The sequence below is a fragment of the Erythrobacter sp. YT30 genome, assembly GCF_001542875.1.
GTDB lineage: Bacteria > Pseudomonadota > Alphaproteobacteria > Sphingomonadales > Sphingomonadaceae > Erythrobacter.
The window spans coordinates 767,200-784,648 of record NZ_LMAF01000001.1; the positions used below are offsets into that span (position 1 = coordinate 767,200).

The following is a 17,449-nucleotide window of genomic DNA, read 5'->3' on the forward strand; positions in this document are numbered from 1 at the left end:
CGTCTTTAGATCGCATGCGGTTTCTGCCACACTAGCGGGGCAAGAGAGGAATAGGAACGCCCATATGAATGCGTCCACAACACAAGCGACCAAACAGCCCCAGGGCCTTCGCGCGACACCGGGACAATTGGCTTTGGCTGAGGCGATCCGGTCTGGCGAGGCGCGGACGGCTGATAGCGTCGGACATCTGCCCGCCTCGCTTTATACCTGCCCCGATCACTTTGCGCGCGAGGAGGCGGCACTTTTTGATCGGATGCCGCAAGTTTTGTGCCCTTCGGCTCTGCTTCCCGATCCCGGAATGGCAGTTCCGCACGATGGCACAGGGCGGCCCTTACTCATTACGCGTGATGCGGATGGCCAGGCGCATGTGTTCCTCAATGTGTGCCAGCATCGCGGTACGCGGCTTGTTGAAGGAGAAGAGGTTCAATGCGCCAAGCGGCTGGTCTGTCCGTATCATGCCTGGACCTATAAACTCGATGGAAAGCTGCTCGCCCTGCCCCGGCCAGAGACTTTCCCCGGCCTCGACAAGAGCGAGCACGCCCTAACTGAATTGCCGAGCTGCGAGGCAGGCGGTGTCATCTGGTTCGCCCCGTCGGCTGATCCTGAACCTGATTTCTCGCACGCCGAAACGCTGGGAGAGGACTTCGCCGCCTTCGGAATGACCGATGCTTACCTTTTCCGGCGCAAGACGCACACGGTGAAAGGCAATTGGAAGCTCATCATGGATGCGTTTCTGGAAAGCTATCACGTGACGCGGCTTCATGCCGACACCATCGGGCCCTTCTTCAAAGATGGCGTGACCTCGGGCGATCAGGTGGGGCCGCACCAGCGCAGCCTTGTCGGGCGGCTCGAAGAAATGGATGGGCTTGATCTTGGCGATATGGCGGTGCTGCGAAAGCTTGCCACATTCGCCTATCAACTCGTGCCCGCGACAGTGATTGTGCCCAGCCCTGACTATGTGAACATCATGGTCCTCATGCCGCAGGCAGCCGATTTGACACTGGTCGAGGACTTCATGCTCATCCCAGAAGCGCCTCCCACGGATAAAGCGCGCGATCACTGGGAACGTAGCTGGGCTTTGCTAGATGGCGGGGTCTTTGCATCGGAAGACTTCCGAGCGGCAGAACTTGGTCAGCAAGGCCTATCGTCGGGCGCGATTGAGCATATCACGCTTGGCACGCTGGAAGCTGGCATAACGCGGTTTCATTCGGTTCTCGCAGATGCCTTGCGGGAGCACGGCTGAGCGCCTAGGCGCGTCGGCGATATGCCAACCAACCCAACCCGATCCGCTGACCGCCCTGAAGGCGAGCGTATAGCCAAATTGCTCGCACGCGCTGGTGTCGCAAGCCGCCGCGAAGTGGAGCGAATGATTGGCGATGGGCGCGTCGCGATTGATGGCAAAGTGCTCGAAACACCCGCAACAATCCTCAAGGATTTGAAAGGCGTGACAGTCGATGGAAAGCCCGTTGGCAAAGCCGACGCCACAATGCTGTTTGCGTTTCACAAGCCTACGGGACTCATCACAGCAGAGCGCGATCCAGCTGGCCGCGCTACGATCTATTCCGCGCTCACCAATGCCCTGCCCAAAGGCACACCGCGGTTGATGCCTGTCGGCAGGCTCGATTTGAACACCGAAGGCCTGTTGCTCCTCACCAATGATGGCGGTCTGAAACGCCAGATGGAGCTTCCTGCGACCGGCATTCCGCGCACCTATCGTGCCCGCGCTTTCGGCGATGTCTCGCAGGAACAGCTTGAGGATTTGATTGAAGGGGTGACCATCGATGGCGTGCGCTATGGCTCAATCGACGCAAATCTGGAGCGAGGCGGAGGTTCGGGCAAGAACCAGTGGATCGAGATGACCATCACCGAGGGCAAGAACCGCGAAGTGCGCAAAGTGCTCGAATATTTGGGGCTTAAGGTGAACCGCCTCATCCGAACCGCCTATGGCCCGTTTGAATTGGGCGATTTGCCGCGTGGACGTGCCGCAATGATCCGCAAAGGTGATCTGTCGCGGTTTCAAAGCTCGCTCAAGAAGCGCGCATGAGGATCATTGCAGGCGATTGGCGGGGCCGGAAACTGGTGGCACCTCCAGAGGATGCCACGCGTCCCACGGCAGACCGGACGCGTGAGACGCTCTTTTCCATGCTCACAAGCCGGCTCGGTTCATTCGAAGACTTGCGGGTAGCTGATCTGTTTGCCGGATCAGGTGCGCTTGGGCTTGAGGCCCTATCGCGCGGCGCGGCGCATTGTCTGTTTATTGAACACGATCGCGCGGCTCTTGACGCGATCAAAGCCAACATTCAAACACTTGATGCGCGGACAAGATCCCGCATCGATGCAAGTTCAGTTACGCGGCTAGGCCCTGCAAAAGAGGAATACGATCTGATACTTGCCGATCCGCCTTATCACACAGGCGCAGGCGCGGTGGCGCTTGATCGTCTTTTAAGATTGGGATGGATTGGAGAGGCGACGTGGATCGCGCTTGAAACCGCCGCCAATGAGGATGTGGCCGTCAAAGGCCTATCGATCGAAAAAGAGCGCCGGGTCGGCAAGGCAAAGCTGACGCTTTTGCGCCTCGCCTAGAAACCTTGCGACCCGGCAACCTCACCCCAATGACCACCCATACGTGGGCGAGGTATAGCGACCCTTGGGCGTCATCACCTTTGGGATGGCATTTCGGTTTCCATTTCGGTCTCGGGCTGTGCTTGTGCCTGCGGCTCTGATGGCGGTGGTGCTTCCCCGCCTTCTACTGCGGCTGCACGCGCTTCGATCATCTGCCAGGCACTGGCGCGATCCTCTTCGCTCATGGCGCTGAGTGAGACCTTGTTGTCATCGGTAAGCCGCCAGAAGAGTTCCTGACGTTCAGGCGGCAGCGTCCAATAGTAACCCTGCGTTTCGGCGGGCCATGTCATAAAGGCGCTTTGCTGGTCAGCGGGCCACGTGTCGAAGATGGCCTGCTGCTCATCAGTCATCGCGGCAGAGGTATCGGTCATCGCATCGCCCTGCGCGACAGTGGCTTCATCCTGAACCATGGCCGCGACCAGGGTCGGATTGGCCATGGTCAGGGCGGCGAAACTGCCACTGACGAGGTACATTGACTGGGTACGGGTGAGTGAATGGGTAGGCATTGGGTTCTCCGAAGGGTTTCTTCCATGTTCTCGGTCCCAAGCATTGACGAACGCGGGTTTGTCTGACTGCCTTTGTCCCCACGACGTCCAGACGCCTATCCTTGTGCCTCTTCAAACCCATGCCGAACAGGTTTTGCGGCTTTGCCAAGCGCATGGCGGGCACGGGTTGCCGAAAGGGGTGTCAGAAATGGGATGGCGCGCTGAATGCAAGAAAGGGGCAGCCGGCTGGCCGCCCCTTTTTGTTTGAATTCAAAGCAGAAGTTTACCGCTTGTCGTTCGAGTCGCTCTTGTAGGTTTCAAGCGGACGATCGCCCCAACCCAGCTTTGCTGCGCGCGGATTGATGCATTGATCCTGGCGATCGTTCATACAGACATCAATAATCTCGCCACCGATGCGGACCTTGGTCGCTTTGCCTTTGGCGTTGCGCTCGACGACCACCGGGGTCTCGGCCTTGGTCGATCCGTCGTTCATTGTCATCGTATCATTTTGTGAGAGCGCTGGTGCTGAGACACCCAGCACTGCGAGTGAGGCGGTGGTGATTACCGTTGGGATCAGGTTTTTCAATTGTTGCTCCGTTCGTTCGGGTTTGGGTACGGGGCACTTATCCGCTCCCGCTCCCAATCGTTCCAAATCGGGCGGCGCGCTTGACGGTGATTGCAACGCCATCCGGTCGATAACGGGCAATTGCGCGCTTGCGGGCGACGGATGCGTTCCCTACTTGTTCGATTGATACATGACCAATGCCCCCGCCCCGCACTCCCATGATGATCAGGTCCCGCCTTACGCGGCGCGGCTCAATCCGCCGCAGCGCGAAGCCGTGCTGACAACCGAAGGCCCGGTGTTGATGCTGGCGGGCGCTGGCACTGGCAAGACAGCAGCCCTAACAGCGCGCCTTGCGCATCTGGTGGCGACGCGGCGCGCCTGGCCCAGTGAAATCCTGTGTGTGACCTTCACCAATAAGGCCGCGCGCGAAATGCGGGAGCGTGTCGCGAGCCATTTGGGCGCACCGGGCGAAGGCATGCCGTGGCTCGGCACGTTTCATTCGATCTGCGCAAAGATGCTGCGCCGGCATGCAGAGCTGGTTGGGTTGGAATCGAACTACACCATCATCGATACCGACGATCAGCTGCGGCTGCTCAAACAATTGATCGCGGACAATGATCTCGATGAAAAACGCTGGCCAGCGCGGCAATTGGCGGGGCTGATTGATCGCTGGAAAAACCGCGGCCTCAATCCGGCTGATCTCGATGCGGTCGAAAACGAATCCTACGCCAATGGTCGCGGCCAGGCGATGTATGGCCTCTATCAGGACCGGTTGAAGGCCCTCAATGCCTGCGATTTTGGCGATTTGATGCTGCATGTGCTGAACATTTTCCGAAAGCACACCGATGTGCTCGCCGAATACCAGCAGCGCTTCAAATACATTCTGGTCGACGAATATCAGGACACGAACGCGGTCCAGTATCTGTGGTTACGGCTGCTGGCCCAAACTCGCACGAATATCTGCGTGGTCGGCGATGACGACCAGTCAATCTATTCCTGGCGCGGGGCGGAAGTCGCCAATATCCTCCGTTTCGAAAAGGATTTTCCCGGCGCGCATGTCGTGCGGCTGGAGCAGAATTATCGCTCCACCCCGCATATTCTTGGTGCTGCCTCAGGATTGATCCAGGCCAACTCGGATCGTCATGACAAGACGCTGTGGACCGAAGTAAACGGCGGCGACAAGGTGCGGGTGGTTGGCGTGTGGGATGCTCCAGAAGAAGCCCGCCGCGTGGGCGAAGAGATCGAACGGCTGGAAGGCGAAGGCGCCCCGCTCGATCAGGTCGCCATCCTTGTGCGCGCGCAATATCAAACGCGCGAATTTGAAGACCGCTTTATCCAGATCGGTATCAACTACCGCATTATCGGCGGCTTTCGCTTCTATGAGCGCGCCGAAATTCGCGATGCACTCGCCTATTTACGTGTGATCGCGCAACCGCAGGATGATCTCGCTTTTGAGCGCATTTACAACCAGCCCAAACGCGGGCTGGGCTCCAAGACGCTTGAAAAGATGCACCAGCACGCGCGCAGGGTAGGCCTGCCGCTCGCGGCAGCGTCCTTGGAATTGGCCGACAGTGACGAATTGCCCAAGCGCGCCGCCAACACCATCGGCGGGCTGATGCGACAGTTTTTGAGCTGGCGTCAGGCTTCTGAGGAAATGACCCCTGCGGACCTTCTGCGGCTTGTGCTTGATGAGAGCGGGTACAACGACATGCTCGCTAATGATCGCTCTCCTGAAAGCGCAGGCCGGGCGGAAAACCTCTCCGAACTCGCCCGCGCGATGGAAGAATACGAGACGCTCGGCGATTTCCTCGAGCATGTCAGCCTCGTCATGGACAATGATCGCGGTGACGAGGAAGAGACCGTCACCATAATGACGATCCACGCGGCAAAAGGCCTCGAATTCGATCACGTATTCTGCGTTGGCTGGGAAGAAGGCGTCTTCCCCTCCCAGCGCGCCATCGATGAAGGCGGTTTGGCGAGCCTCGAAGAAGAACGCCGCCTCGCCTATGTCGCAATCACCCGTGCCCGCAGGCGCTGCCATATCTATCACGCGGCAAACCGCCGCATTTACGGCCAATGGGTAAGCTCGATCCCCAGCCGTTTTATCGAGGAATTGCCCGAGGATCATATCGAGCAGGAAACGACGATGACGGGCGGTGCATCGCTATGGCGGGCAAATTGGTCTGAAAACGAAGATCCCTTCGCCCACGTCGCCGCGCAGCGTCCGGGAAAAGCCGAAAAGCGCGGACCGGGATGGCAGCGCGCGATCTCGTCCGGCTACGAAACAAAACAGGTGCGCGTAAAAGAACCCGGCCGATCCGCGGCGAGCTTTGCCGCCCCACCCCGCCCCGACATCCGCATCGGCGCGATGGTTGAGCACGCGAAATTCGGCACAGGCTGCGTCATCGATCAGGAAGGCAACAAGCTGGAGATCGAATTTGAAAACCACGGCACGAAACGGGTGATCGATAGCTTTGTGAAGGTTGTTGACTAGCTTGCGCCCAAGAGGCGACGATTGCGTTCAATCGCCGCCTCATTTTGGAATGAGGGTAATGGGAATGAATCAACCGCGGTACTCAATTTCGAAATTCGACGCGATTGCTACATTTCCTCCCCTGATTTCGCTCAACAGCATTCGTGCCTGACGCCGCAATGTCCGCCTGCATTTTCGCGCCCGGTAAATCTGGGTCACAGATCTGAATCCAACCGGGCCACACACTCTATTGATTGCGCCATTGAGGCGGCCTTTTAGAGTTTCGATGCCCTTTTCATTCGATAGGTTGAGGTCGGCATGTTCAACACTGACAGTAACTTGTTCGGCTACAACCGGAGTTGAAACAAAGGCGAGCGTCAGTGCCGAAAGGAAGAGCTTCAAGTTCGTATTCATTACAAATCTCCATACTTGGTTCCAATCACCCCCCCAAGCCGGGAAGCTGATTTGAAGGCTATGGCGATTCGGGATTCGTCACATCGGACGAACGTCTGATGCCGTCCAGAGTCAGAAACTTAAGCTGAAAGATGCAGCCGAGGCCCAGTTCTGGTATCTTTCAAAAGAGTGTCCTCCACAGGCCTCAATCGAGCAGTGGGAACGAAATGACCGAATTTGCCACATTCACGCGGGCGGTATCGGCAATTTACGATGCCGCAGTGGAACCTGATCTCTGGGACCAGGCTCTTGTCTCGATTGCGGAAGCAATGTCGGCGAGCCAGTCGGCACTCATGGTGCTGAACGGTGGTCGTCTAGTGGCCGGAATTATGCCTTTGATGGACCCTGAAGACCTTCAAACATATGCCGAAATTCAGCAACATACTGCAAAGCAAAGCTCCATTGAGACACCTGCAACCGCCGCTTTGGGCAAAGTTGTAGGAATTGACGATCCGCGCGCGAGGGAAAACTTCACAAAGAGCACCGAATTCAAAGAATGGTGGACTGAACACGATCTGGGGATCGGAGCGCTGTTTGCAAATGTCTCGTTTGGAGGCTCCCGGCTCGCTCAGATTGGACTCTATAGACCCCAAGAATCAGGATTTACTTCCGATGATCGCACAAAGTTCGCACAGCTTTGCGAGCATGTAGTCAGAGCGAGCCAGATCCAGCAGCGCTTTAGATTAGGAAGCGCCAAGGCAAACATGTCCAGAGACTTTGGGCATGCAGGCTTTATCACCGTCGACGAAGATTACACACTTCTTGGCGAAGACGGCGAAGTCGCTGAGATGCTTCATCGCATTGGCTTAGTATCAACATCTGCCTCAGGCGTCCGGAAAATATCTAGAAATGACCCACTCTGTCGACTGATCGATGAAACCCGGCCGCCGAAGTATTCAGGTGGCTCATGTTGCATTTCAACGGAAAGTGGGGAGTCGTTGTGGGTTGATGTCATCCCGGTCAGGCCGGGCGACAATCGCAAAAGGGACTTGCTGAACTTCGAAAAGCCAATTGCGCTTCTACAATTGTCTATACCTAACAAGCGGATCGATTTGAGGCTGAAAGGACTTGCTGTGGAATTCGGGCTAACTCCAGCAGAAGAGGCCGTTGCTATGGAGATCATCAAAGGAGATGGCAGGGCCGCAACGGCACGACGTTTGTCAATTTCAGAAAGCACAGTTCGCAGCCATTTAACCGTGATATTCGAGAAACTCGGAATTCATCGTCAGTCTGAACTGGTTCGATTGCTTGCAGGCTGATTTGCTACCGACCGAACACCGGAAGGTTACTAGGCTGAAACCGCCACCCAAATCGCGACAAGAAACGCCGTTCCACCAAGCGTCCCGAATGTGTGCCAGATCGGATAGCGGAACACCATTTCCTTGCGCCGGTAGAATTGCGTGCCGATGGTGTAGAATGTTCCGCCCAAGACAATCGCGATGGTCGAAAACAGCGGGAGCTCGCTCCAAAAGCTTGGCAAGGCGATAAGCGCGAAACCGCCAAGGCCAAGATAGGACATCAGCGACCAGCGCGAATCCAGATTTGACGTGTTCAATTTGACTGCAAAACCCGCAATCGCGCAAATCCAGATCAGCACCAGCACCGAATAGGCATAGTCGGTCCCTGCCCTCACAAGCAGCGGGGTGAATGTGCCTGCTATCACCACGTAAATCGCGGCATGATCCCACTTTCGCAATGATCCGCGCCATTGATGACGAGGCAGAAGGTGGTAGGCGAAGGAAATGCTGATCGAGAAAATTGCACCAAATGCGTAGACGAGGATGGCGATGAGCAAGAGGGGATCACCCCGCTCTGTACCGCGCATCATCAAGAAGCCGCACGCAGTCGCAAAACCGACGAGGCTGACCGCATGGATGGCGAAATCCGCGCGGCGTTCCGCAGCGGTTTTGCTCGGAAAGGTCGGGGAATGATCAGTGGGTTGCATCGAGAAGCCGCCGACCCTCTTTATGCGAAACTTTCAGGTAGGGCCGGGTTAGCGTTCAACCAAAACCTACGTCGAGGAAGCCCGGGCGCGGGCCATTCCATTCGCCTGCCGGGACGGGCTCGTTGTCTTCTTCGCGATCGCGGCGGGAGCGGGCTTTACGCTCTGGTTTTTCGCTGCGAGGGCTGCGTTCGCGGCTTTGCTTTTTGGACTGCTTTTTGGGCTTTTCTTCGCGAGAGGTATCTTTCGCGCCTTCCTGCGGCTCTGCCTCATCGCCCGGTTCAGCAAGTTCAACACGAACATCGTCCTTGCCGAACACTTTCACTTTGGCGCCGGTTAGCTTCTCGACATTGGCAATGGCCTCGGCATCTTCATCGGTGACGAAGGTAAATGCGCGGCCCTTCGCCCCTGCCCTGCCGGTGCGGCCAATGCGGTGAACATAATCATCCGGGTGCCAGGGTGTGTCGAAATTGAAGACGTGGCTGACGCCTTTGATGTCGAGCCCGCGCGCTGCAACATCGGACGCAACCAGAATGTTCACATCACCGGCCTTAAATCGATCAAGCTCCTTAAGGCGCGAGTTCTGATCCATGTCGCCATGGATCTCACCACTCGCAAAGCCGTGACGCTGGAGGCTCTTGTTAAGCTCGCGAACTGTCGTTTTGCGGTTTGCAAAGATGATTGCCGTTTCAACTTGGTCATGAGCAAGTAGCCAGCGCAGCGTCTCGCGCTTTTTGCGGGAATGCACCGGCACTTTGAACGCGGTGATGTCCTTGTTGGTCGTCGCCGCGCGCGCTGTTTCGATCCGCTTCGGACTGGAAAGGAATTGCTTTGCCAGCTTCTCAATCGGCGGCGGCATGGTGGCCGAGAAAAGCATGGTTTGCCGCGTTTCGGGCAGTTTGGAGCAGATGAATTCGATATCGGGAATAAAGCCCATATCGAGCATCCGGTCCGCCTCATCGATGACCAACAGCTCGCAGCCGGAAAGCAAGATCTTGCCCCGCTCAAACAGGTCCATCAATCGGCCTGGCGTCGCGATCAGGACGTCGACACCTTCATCCAGCGCTTTCAATTGATCGCCCATCTGCACACCGCCGATTAGCAGTGCCATTTTTAGATCATGGTTTTTGCCGTACTTTTCAAAATTCTCGGCAACCTGCGCGGCCAATTCGCGCGTCGGCTCCAGAATAAGCGAGCGCGGCATCAATGCGCGCCTGCGCCCGGCCGCCATCACATCAATCATCGGGAGCACAAAGCTCGCCGTTTTGCCCGTACCCGTCTGCGCGATCCCGATCATATCCTTCATCATCAGGATGGCGGGGATAGCCTCAGCCTGGATCGCGGTCGGCTCTTCATAGCCCGCATCCTCGACGGCTTTCAGCAATTCAGGGGACAGGCCGAGATCGGCAAATTTCATGCAGCAACATCAATCTTTGAAAAGGCGATCACCTGTCCAGCAATGGCCGGTGATCGGGATGAAGCAGCGATGCATTTGGCAAAGCTGTAAGATCGAAAACGCAAAGCGTCTCCAATTGCGGCGCGTCTAGTCGCAAAATGGCGTAAAAGTCAAGGATTCGCGCTGCATTGCAACATGGCGCACAGCGAACGGGTTGCGCTCGATTACTCGGTCACCGCGACCAATTGCCGCATGCGCTCAACTTCGCATTTCACACCATTGCGCGAATGCAAGCGATCACGCTTCACGCACAGCTTACCATCCTTGTTCTTCTCGATGTAAAAACCGGAGTAGAAATCGCGCGCGCGGCACGCCTTTTCGAGGTTGATCGTGATGATCTTTTTGTCGCGCAGGAACAGCAAAAGACGATTGCCGCTGCCGGTCTGAACCCCCGCAATACCCTCCACCGCGAGACATTTGTCCGTCTTCTTCTCGACATAGCGCGCATTGAGCGACTGACGGGGCAATCGGTTCAACAGGCTGTCGCTGTTGCTGGCACGCTGCGGAGATATGCGAATGATGACCCGTTGTTCAATCCGGGTTTGCGCCTGTCGCCAAGTGCGATGTACGCGCAATTCGCGAAGCGGGCTGCCGGTTTGCTCTGTTGCGGGATAGGTCGCGTTCAAAGTGGAAGCGGCCTCTCGCGCGCTTTGTGTACCGGTCCCTGTCTCATTAACCGACGCACCACTCACCCCAAGCGCTGGCATGAGCAGCACCGCAGGCGCAGCAAGAGTAAGCAGGCTCGGCATGGTAAAGGGGGGACCCTCCTAAGCTCCCGATATCGTTGTCAGGCCCGTGGGCGACTTGCTGTCCCTAGAGAAAAGGGTTGAACGACGGCTTAACTGTACGGTCAGACGTTGCAAGCGTCTGGTCAAAACGCGTTCGATTGTGGCATAGGCGCAACAATTATGGCAACGAGCACAATTGTGAATAGCGATGCGGCCGACCGTCCGGATACCGGGCGCGATGATGCGGCGTTTTTGCAGCAGGTTTCAGATCTTTTGGGGCCTAAAGGCTTCACCGCCGAGGCAGATGCACTTGAACCTTGGCTCACCGATTGGCGCGGACGCTACACCGGCTCGGCATTGGGCCTCGCCTCGCCTGCCTCCACACGGGAAGTCGCCGATCTCGTCGCCCTGTGCGCGCGTTACCGTATTCCTGTCGTGGCCCAGGGCGGCAATAGCGGCATGGTGGGCGGCGCGACCCCGGATACAAGCGGCAAATCATTGCTCCTGTCCTTGCGGCGTATGAACCAGATCCGTTCGATCGACGCGACATCAGGACAGGCCGTTTGCGATGCGGGTGTCATACTGCAAACCTTTCAAGAAGCGGCCGAGGAGAACGGATTGCGTTTCCCGCTGACTTTGGGAGGGCGCGGCTCAGCAACGATTGGGGGGCTCATATCGACCAATGCGGGCGGCACACAGGTGCTGCGCCACGGCACGATGCGCGCGCAGGTCCTGGGACTTGAGGGTGTCCTTGCCGATGGTCAGATATTCAATGGCCTCACACCCCTAAAAAAGGACAATCGCGGCTTTGATCTCAAACAATTACTGATCGGATCGGAAGGCACATTGGGCATTGTGACTGCCGCGACACTGCGCCTGCTTCCCGCCCCCACCGCGCGAGCAACAGCGTGGATCGGTCTGCCGGGCATCAAAGAGGCACGCGCGCTGCTGCGTCATGTTGAGAGTGCACTCGGCGACACGCTGGAAGGCTTTGAAGTCGTCCCCGCCCATTGCCTCGACAGTGTGCTGGCGCATTTGCCCGATAGCCGCTCGCCTCTCAGCGAACGGCATGAATGGAATGCGCTTGTCGAATGCGTCGCGACCACGGGTGATGATGCGGCACTGCGCGGGCGATTGGAGATCGCGCTAGGCGAAGCGTTGGAGCGCGGATTGCTGGCAGATGCCGTCATCGCATCTAGCGAGAAACAAGCGGACACGTTCTGGCATTTGCGAGACTCAATCTCAGCTGCAGAGCGCGCGCTGGGCCCCGCGATGCAGCACGATATATCTGTACCGGTCGAGAAAATGCCCGAATTCATCCTGTCCGCGATCCCCTCCATCGAAGGAGAATTCCCCGGCACGCGCGGCGTCGCTTTCGGTCATCTGGGCGATGGCAACGTGCATTTTCACATTCTCGCGCCGCCAGGAGCCGTTCGCGGGGAGTGGGAAGAAACGGAAGGCAAGAAAGTCAGCGCGCGCGTTCACGATCTCGTCACTGATTGGGGCGGCTCCATCAGCGCTGAACACGGCATCGGGCAAATGAAAGTGGATGAGCTTGGCCGCCTTGGCGATCCGACTTCCTTGTCAATGATGCGCCAGGTCAAACAGGCGCTTGATCCTCTCAACATCCTCAATCCTGGCAAACTGGTGCCTCTCACCCACAACTAGCCGCAGCCGCGCTTGCACCAAGCCAAAGGAAAGCCTAAAGCGCCATGCATTCGGCCTGTGGGAGGGCATTTTGGCTTTCCGCAACACACCGAAACCAGTTTTCACCTCTTTATCGGAGACACCTCATGGCCAGCGCGCCGCAGCCACAACTTCCGCTGTTTTACAAAGATTTGCTTCCACTCAACAGCCGCGATCATGCCGACTGGAGAGTAGGCTCATTCAGCAATGCTGATTTCCTCGCTTCAACGCACGCAATTCCGCTGACGGTTGACGAATTCGTCGATGCACAGCGCAACTATCCGATCGTGTTCACCGCAGGTGATGATCCGCTGCCAATCGCGCTGATGGGCCTCAATGAAGGCGTCAACGTCTTTATCGGTGATGATGGCAAGCTGGTGTCAGAGGTTTATGTCCCAGCATATGTGCGCCGTTACCCCTTCATCCTCGCCAAACTTCAGCAAGACAGCGATGATATGTCGCTGTGCTTTGACCCAAGCGCGGACGTCATCAAGAAGCAAGACGAAGGCAACCTCCTCTTCGAAGGTGGTGAGGCAACCGAATACACCAAGGGTGTGCTCGAATTCTGCCGTAAGTTCGAAGAATCGGGCCAGCGTACCAAGGCGTTTCTTGAAGAGCTCAAAAAACTCGACATCCTCATGGACGGCGAGATCGCCATCACGCGTTCGGACAACCCTGAAAAGCCGTTTGTCTATCGCGGCTTCAAGATGGTTGACGAGAACAAGCTGCGCGAACTCGACAAAGACACGCTCGAGGCTCTTAACAAAAACGGCATGATCATGCTGATCCACGCACACCTGTTCTCAATGAACCTGATGCGCTCTGTTTTCGAAAAGCAATCGCGCATGGGCAAGGTTCCAGAGCCTGCGCCCGCACCGCAACAGGTCAACTGAGCGGATTGACATCTTGCGGGGTTTGCAAGTGCAGACCCCGCAGCATCCTTAAGCAATCAAAGCATGTGCGACGCTCGGCTCTTGAACGCGCCTGGCGCAATTCCCATCTTTACAAGTGAGCGGCGCACCCCCCTCATTTGCCGCTCAAGAGCTGTTCTCCAAAGAGCAGCCCTCCCTGAACTCTGACCACCTCGTGCCAGTGTGCGCGAGGTGGTTTTTTCTTTGAAGTTCAAATGCCTGAAGCGCGTTTTTCGCAAATGATGTGAATCTGGATTACTCGGCCGCCTGCGCGATTTCCCCTTCACCGCCCAGCCTTGCAGCTTCAGCGCCCAATTCCCGCACCAACCCGGCCAGCATAGCGGCCATGGGTTTCACTTCTGCGCTTGGTTCGCTCAGCCGGTCATCCAGATAAGAGGAACGGCATACTTCGACCTGCACCGCATGCAGGCCGCGCGGCGGTGAAGCGTGGCGATCGAGCACGTATCCACCCGAATAAGGCCGATTGTGCGCCGACGAACAGCCGAAATTGTCGAGGAAGCGCATGGCCCTGGCGATGATAGAAGCATCGCAAGCTGCACCGAAACGGTCCCCTAAAACGATGCGCGGCGCGCTGCTTTGACCCACTTGTCGGCGAAGCGGCGGCATCGAATGCAAATCAATGAGGAGAGCTGCCCCCCAGATATCTCGAATACGCTCCAATTCGCTCGCCAGAAAATCGTGATACGGCCGGTGAATGCTGTCAATCCGCCGATCCAACTCATCGCGATCAAGTCTCGACCGCCAGATTTCGCCAAACCCCGGCAAGCGGCGCGGCACAAGGCCAAGTCCGCTTCTCGCTCTTCGATTAACCCCGGCGGAATGCCCTTTTTTGGTTTGATCGGATCGCTTTTGGCCAACGATCATGTCCCAATCGACATCATCGTGGGCCCGGTTCAGATCGAGCATCGCGCGCGGTGCGTGGGCCACAAGCAGGCCTGCGCCGGTTGCCTTGGCCATTTCGACCCCGATCGCATCAACATAACGATCTTCGAGTCGCAGCTGGCCCAGCTCCGCATCGCGCATCTGTTTCAGAACCGATGGCGGATAAAGACGTCCGGCATGCGGCACCGCAATCAAAACGGGTAAAGGCATGCTAGGCGGCGCGATGTAGGTGAACGCGGGGCCGAGCGATGACGCGTCCTTGGCGATGCCCACTTCGCCTCGCTCAATCTTCACGAGGTCGGATTGATTGACGGGCTCAAAACTGCCGATTTTCGCGGGATTGCGAGGGGATCTCATAATGTGCGTGCTGCCCCGTTTCCAAGTCCAAGTCAAAGGGTCATTCCTCAAGATCCGCCGCAATATTCACTTTGCGGTGTGCCACTATCTCAATCTGCGACACTCATCGATTCAGGAAAGATTTCTTAAGCCCGTGCTGGTATGGGCATCGCATGACCGAAATTCACGCTCCCCGCATCCTGTTGGCTGAAGATGACGAAGCCATGCGCACCTATCTCGTGCGTGCGCTTTCCAATGCAGGATACGACGTGAAAGCGGTGGATCGCGGGACAGAAGCCGTACCGCTTTTGGAAAGCGAATCGTTCGATCTTCTGCTCTCAGACATTGTCATGCCTGAAATGGACGGGATCGAATTGGCGCAGCGATGTGCGGAGGTGAGCCCGAAAACCAAAGTGATGTTCATCACAGGCTTTGCTGCCGTTTCGCTCCGCGCAAGCCGCGAGCAGCCGCATGCGAAGGTTTTGTCGAAACCTTTCCATCTGCGCGACCTCGTACTTGAGGTGGAACGCGTTTTTGAAGAGCAGCAACAAGCCAAAGTCTAGGCGTCAAAGGACCAATTACGGTGCCATCCACTTACAGGCTTGCGCACTCCGAAATGCTTCGCTAATTCGCCGCTTCGCTTTGGCGCTGCCAAGGCCACACGATGGTGCGGGCGTATAGCTCAGTGGTAGAGCACTGTATTGACATTGCAGGGGTCGGAAGTTCAACTCTTCCTACGCCCACCATCGTCCTCCGTACGCTCACAGAAATCTCGCACTGTTTTGAACCTTAACCGGTTCCCATGCGTAATGTGTGCATGACGCATTCAATTCTACTTTTTGGCGCAAGCGGCGATACCGGCGGCCATGCCATGGATCAGGCTCTGGACCGTGGTTGGAGCGTGCGCGCAGCAGAACCCAGTTTTTCCGAGAAATTCCCCAGCCATGAGCGCCTCGAAACGCGAGAGGCAGATTTAATCGAAGGCGATCTGGCCGAAGTCATGGACGGCGTTGATGCTGTTGTCTCTGCTGTCGGCCTTCCCCGCGATCCTCAAACGCTGATCAATCCGCCGCCGCTCTACACCGAAGGCGCAGTCAACATCATCTCCGCCATGCGAAAAACGGGCGTGAAACGTTTTGTGACCATCTCGGCAGCGTTTGCCGATCCCGATGCCACGGTGCCGTTGTGGTTCAAGGCAGCAACCGCGCCGCTTGATCGTATTTTTCGCCAAATGGCAGAGATGGAACGGGTCTTGCGCGTTTGTGAGGATATTGAATGGACAGCGATGCGCCCTGGATGGCTCCTCAGCCGAGAGCGCACCGGGGATTTTGAGGTGTCACTCGATGATCTGCCCGCGGGCAAGCTTCGCACACGGCGTGCTGATCTGGCGCAATTCATGCTCGATTGCGTGGCCGAAGAAAAGCATGTGCACGAGCGTCCCTTTATAGCTCGCAAGGAAAGCATCACGCTTGAGACACCGCCAGCGCTGATTGAAGAGCTTCTTCCCTTCTAAGCTAAGCGCCCAGGATTGGCCCGCCCAGCCTGAAAAAAGCGATCAACCGCCACCCCACCTTGAACCTTTGCCCACCTCTGCTAGAGGCTCCGCAGGGATCACATCAGACATACTGTTGTGCACAATCACTCTTGTGGGATGAGCAGCTAAGCCATGCAGAAAATTCAGGTCAAAAACCCAGTTGTCGAACTCGACGGCGACGAGATGACGAAAATCATCTGGCAGTGGATTCGCGAAAGGCTGATCCTGCCCTATCTCGATGTTGATCTGAAATATTACGACCTCTCCATCGAAAAACGCGATGAGACGGACGACCAAATAACGGTCGATGCCGCCAACGCCATCAAGGAACACGGCGTCGGCGTAAAATGCGCGACCATCACTCCCGATGAAGCGCGCGTTGAAGAGTTTGACCTTAAAAAGATGTGGCGTTCGCCCAACGGCACGATCCGCAATATCTTGGGCGGCGTTGTTTTCCGTGAACCCATCGTGATTGACAACGTGCCGCGCCTCGTTCCTGGCTGGACCGACCCGATTGTGGTTGGCCGTCACGCCTTTGGTGACCAATATCGCGCTACCGACACCCTGATCCCCGGCGCGGGCAAGCTGCGCCTCGTATTCGAAGGCGAAGATGGCGAGAAAATCGACCTCGACGTGTTCGAATTCCAAAGCTCGGGCGTCGCCATGGCGATGTACAATCTTGACCATTCGATCCGCGCCTTCGCTCGCGCGTCAATGAATTACGGCCTTGATCGCAAGTGGCCGGTTTACCTGTCGACCAAGAACACCATCATGAAAAAGTATGATGGCCGTTTCAAAGACCTATTTCAGGAAGTGTACGAAGCCGAATTCGAAGAGCGCTTCAAGGAAGCTGGCATCCATTACGAGCACCGCCTGATTGATGACATGGTCGCATCTGCGCTCAAATGGTCGGGCAAGTTTGTGTGGGCGTGTAAGAACTATGACGGCGATGTTCAGTCAGACACCGTCGCGCAAGGCTTCGGCTCGCTTGGCCTCATGACATCAGTTCTGATGACACCCGATGGCAAAACCGTCGAAGCGGAAGCAGCCCACGGCACGGTGACGCGCCACTATCGCCAGCACCAGCAGGGCAAAGCGACATCGACCAACCCGATTGCATCGATCTTCGCCTGGACGCGCGGCCTCATGTATCGCGGCAAGTTCGACGACACCCCGGACGTGGTGCGCTTTGCTGAAACGCTTGAGCGCGTCTGTATCGAAACCGTCGAAAACGGCGCGATGACCAAGGATTTGGCTCTCCTTATCGGCCCGGGCCAGAACTGGCTGACGACAGAGCAATTCTTTGAAGCGATTGTGACCAATCTTGAAAAGGAAATGGAGAGCTGGGCCTGATC

The 17,449-nt window shown here is 57.0% G+C and carries 17 protein-coding genes and 1 tRNA gene; 11 read left to right on the plus strand and 7 right to left on the minus strand.

The window, feature by feature from the left end; genetic code table 11:
• Positions 1-64: 64 nt before the first annotated feature.
• Genes AUC45_RS03670 through rsmD form a run of 3 tightly spaced genes read left to right on the plus strand, consistent with a single transcriptional unit; the run spans position 65 to position 2,583 of the window.
• Positions 65-1,243, plus strand: coding sequence for an aromatic ring-hydroxylating dioxygenase subunit alpha (locus AUC45_RS03670; protein WP_067598266.1), 1,179 nt, complete (start codon positions 65-67; stop codon positions 1,241-1,243).
• 21 nt (positions 1,244-1,264) lie between these two features.
• The gene (locus AUC45_RS03675; protein ID WP_067598269.1) at positions 1,265-2,044 is read left to right on the plus strand and encodes a pseudouridine synthase; all 780 of its coding nucleotides are present in this window, start codon (positions 1,265-1,267) and stop codon (positions 2,042-2,044) included.
• Complete coding sequence (gene rsmD / locus AUC45_RS03680; RefSeq protein WP_067598272.1) at positions 2,041-2,583, plus strand: 16S rRNA (guanine(966)-N(2))-methyltransferase RsmD; 543 nt, start codon at positions 2,041-2,043, stop codon at positions 2,581-2,583. The genes AUC45_RS03675 and rsmD overlap by 4 nt, the downstream gene beginning before the upstream one ends.
• Positions 2,584-2,657: 74 nt before the next feature.
• Here rsmD and AUC45_RS03685 read toward each other — a convergent pair whose 3' ends face one another.
• A complete protein-coding gene (locus AUC45_RS03685) occupies positions 2,658-3,128 on the minus strand; it encodes a hypothetical protein (protein ID WP_156423725.1) in 471 nt (156 codons plus the stop codon).
• Between the two features lie 262 nt (positions 3,129-3,390).
• Positions 3,391-3,693 carry a hypothetical protein gene (locus AUC45_RS03690; protein WP_156423726.1) on the minus strand — a complete coding sequence of 101 codons (303 nt, stop codon included), beginning with the start codon at positions 3,691-3,693 and terminating at the stop codon, positions 3,391-3,393.
• 169 nt (positions 3,694-3,862) lie between these two features.
• On the opposite strand from AUC45_RS03690, the gene AUC45_RS03695 reads away from it, so the two are divergent.
• Positions 3,863-6,166 (plus strand): ATP-dependent helicase, encoded by a 2,304-nt coding sequence (locus AUC45_RS03695; protein ID WP_067598280.1) that lies wholly within the window; start codon positions 3,863-3,865, stop codon positions 6,164-6,166.
• 69 nt (positions 6,167-6,235) lie between these two features.
• On the opposite strand, the gene AUC45_RS03700 is transcribed toward AUC45_RS03695, so the two are convergent.
• Complete coding sequence (locus AUC45_RS03700; protein ID WP_067598284.1) at positions 6,236-6,559, minus strand: UrcA family protein; 324 nt, start codon at positions 6,557-6,559, stop codon at positions 6,236-6,238.
• A gap of 206 nt (positions 6,560-6,765) precedes the next feature.
• Between AUC45_RS03700 and AUC45_RS03705 the strand changes: the two genes are divergently transcribed.
• Entirely contained in the window at positions 6,766-7,857 is a 1,092-nt protein-coding gene (locus AUC45_RS03705) for a helix-turn-helix transcriptional regulator (RefSeq protein ID WP_067598287.1), read from the plus strand.
• A 29-nt stretch (positions 7,858-7,886) separates the two neighbouring features.
• Here the strand turns inward: AUC45_RS03705 and AUC45_RS03710 are convergent, their stop codons facing one another.
• The 3 genes from AUC45_RS03710 to AUC45_RS03720 form a co-directional block, all read right to left on the minus strand.
• Complete coding sequence (locus tag AUC45_RS03710; protein WP_067598290.1) at positions 7,887-8,543, minus strand: hemolysin III family protein; 657 nt, start codon at positions 8,541-8,543, stop codon at positions 7,887-7,889.
• Between the two features lie 55 nt (positions 8,544-8,598).
• The gene (locus AUC45_RS03715; protein ID WP_067598293.1) at positions 8,599-9,957 is read right to left on the minus strand and encodes a DEAD/DEAH box helicase; all 1,359 of its coding nucleotides are present in this window, start codon (positions 9,955-9,957) and stop codon (positions 8,599-8,601) included.
• A 203-nt stretch (positions 9,958-10,160) separates the two neighbouring features.
• Positions 10,161-10,745, minus strand: coding sequence for a hypothetical protein (locus tag AUC45_RS03720; RefSeq protein ID WP_067598296.1), 585 nt, complete (start codon positions 10,743-10,745; stop codon positions 10,161-10,163).
• A gap of 159 nt (positions 10,746-10,904) precedes the next feature.
• On the opposite strand from AUC45_RS03720, the gene AUC45_RS03725 reads away from it, so the two are divergent.
• Together AUC45_RS03725 and AUC45_RS03730 are read left to right on the plus strand one after the other, a co-directional pair.
• Complete coding sequence (locus AUC45_RS03725) at positions 10,905-12,392, plus strand: FAD-binding oxidoreductase (protein ID WP_082700940.1); 1,488 nt, start codon at positions 10,905-10,907, stop codon at positions 12,390-12,392.
• A gap of 125 nt (positions 12,393-12,517) precedes the next feature.
• Positions 12,518-13,303, plus strand: a complete 786-nt coding sequence (locus tag AUC45_RS03730) for a SapC family protein (RefSeq protein WP_067598300.1) — start codon at positions 12,518-12,520, stop codon at positions 13,301-13,303.
• A gap of 273 nt (positions 13,304-13,576) precedes the next feature.
• On the opposite strand, the gene AUC45_RS03735 is transcribed toward AUC45_RS03730, so the two are convergent.
• The gene (locus tag AUC45_RS03735) at positions 13,577-14,581 is read right to left on the minus strand and encodes an N-formylglutamate amidohydrolase (protein ID WP_082700941.1); all 1,005 of its coding nucleotides are present in this window, start codon (positions 14,579-14,581) and stop codon (positions 13,577-13,579) included.
• 152 nt (positions 14,582-14,733) lie between these two features.
• On the opposite strand from AUC45_RS03735, the gene cpdR reads away from it, so the two are divergent.
• The 4 genes from cpdR (at position 14,734) to AUC45_RS03755 (ending at position 17,447) form a co-directional block, all read left to right on the plus strand.
• Entirely contained in the window at positions 14,734-15,123 is a 390-nt protein-coding gene (gene cpdR, locus AUC45_RS03740) for a cell cycle two-component system response regulator CpdR (protein ID WP_067598303.1), read from the plus strand.
• Between the two features lie 108 nt (positions 15,124-15,231).
• Positions 15,232-15,306, plus strand: a tRNA-Val gene (locus AUC45_RS03745).
• Positions 15,307-15,377: 71 nt separating this feature from the next.
• Complete coding sequence (locus AUC45_RS03750) at positions 15,378-16,073, plus strand: NAD(P)-dependent oxidoreductase (protein WP_067598306.1); 696 nt, start codon at positions 15,378-15,380, stop codon at positions 16,071-16,073.
• 153 nt (positions 16,074-16,226) lie between these two features.
• Positions 16,227-17,447, plus strand: coding sequence for an NADP-dependent isocitrate dehydrogenase (locus tag AUC45_RS03755; protein WP_067598309.1), 1,221 nt, complete (start codon positions 16,227-16,229; stop codon positions 17,445-17,447).
• Positions 17,448-17,449 lie beyond the last annotated feature (2 nt).

Excerpts from the sequence above, each read along its gene's own strand:
- AUC45_RS03670 (WP_067598266.1), top strand. The coding sequence starts at position 65 with ATGAATGCGTCCACAACACAAGCGACCAAACAGCCCCAGGGCCTTCGC.
- AUC45_RS03675 (WP_067598269.1), top strand. The coding sequence starts at position 1,265 with ATGCCAACCAACCCAACCCGATCCGCTGACCGCCCTGAAGGCGAGCGT.
- rsmD (WP_067598272.1), top strand. The coding sequence starts at position 2,041 with ATGAGGATCATTGCAGGCGATTGGCGGGGCCGGAAACTGGTGGCACCT.
- AUC45_RS03685 (WP_156423725.1), bottom strand. The coding sequence starts at position 3,128 with ATGCCTACCCATTCACTCACCCGTACCCAGTCAATGTACCTCGTCAGT.
- AUC45_RS03695 (WP_067598280.1), top strand. The coding sequence starts at position 3,863 with ATGACCAATGCCCCCGCCCCGCACTCCCATGATGATCAGGTCCCGCCT.
- AUC45_RS03700 (WP_067598284.1), bottom strand. The coding sequence starts at position 6,559 with ATGAATACGAACTTGAAGCTCTTCCTTTCGGCACTGACGCTCGCCTTT.
- AUC45_RS03705 (WP_067598287.1), top strand. The coding sequence starts at position 6,766 with ATGACCGAATTTGCCACATTCACGCGGGCGGTATCGGCAATTTACGAT.
- AUC45_RS03710 (WP_067598290.1), bottom strand. The coding sequence starts at position 8,543 with ATGCAACCCACTGATCATTCCCCGACCTTTCCGAGCAAAACCGCTGCG.
- AUC45_RS03715 (WP_067598293.1), bottom strand. The coding sequence starts at position 9,957 with ATGAAATTTGCCGATCTCGGCCTGTCCCCTGAATTGCTGAAAGCCGTC.
- AUC45_RS03720 (WP_067598296.1), bottom strand. The coding sequence starts at position 10,745 with ATGCCGAGCCTGCTTACTCTTGCTGCGCCTGCGGTGCTGCTCATGCCA.
- AUC45_RS03725 (WP_082700940.1), top strand. The coding sequence starts at position 10,905 with ATGGCAACGAGCACAATTGTGAATAGCGATGCGGCCGACCGTCCGGAT.
- AUC45_RS03730 (WP_067598300.1), top strand. The coding sequence starts at position 12,518 with ATGGCCAGCGCGCCGCAGCCACAACTTCCGCTGTTTTACAAAGATTTG.
- AUC45_RS03735 (WP_082700941.1), bottom strand. The coding sequence starts at position 14,581 with ATGAGATCCCCTCGCAATCCCGCGAAAATCGGCAGTTTTGAGCCCGTC.
- cpdR (WP_067598303.1), top strand. The coding sequence starts at position 14,734 with ATGACCGAAATTCACGCTCCCCGCATCCTGTTGGCTGAAGATGACGAA.
- AUC45_RS03750 (WP_067598306.1), top strand. The coding sequence starts at position 15,378 with ATGACGCATTCAATTCTACTTTTTGGCGCAAGCGGCGATACCGGCGGC.
- AUC45_RS03755 (WP_067598309.1), top strand. The coding sequence starts at position 16,227 with ATGCAGAAAATTCAGGTCAAAAACCCAGTTGTCGAACTCGACGGCGAC.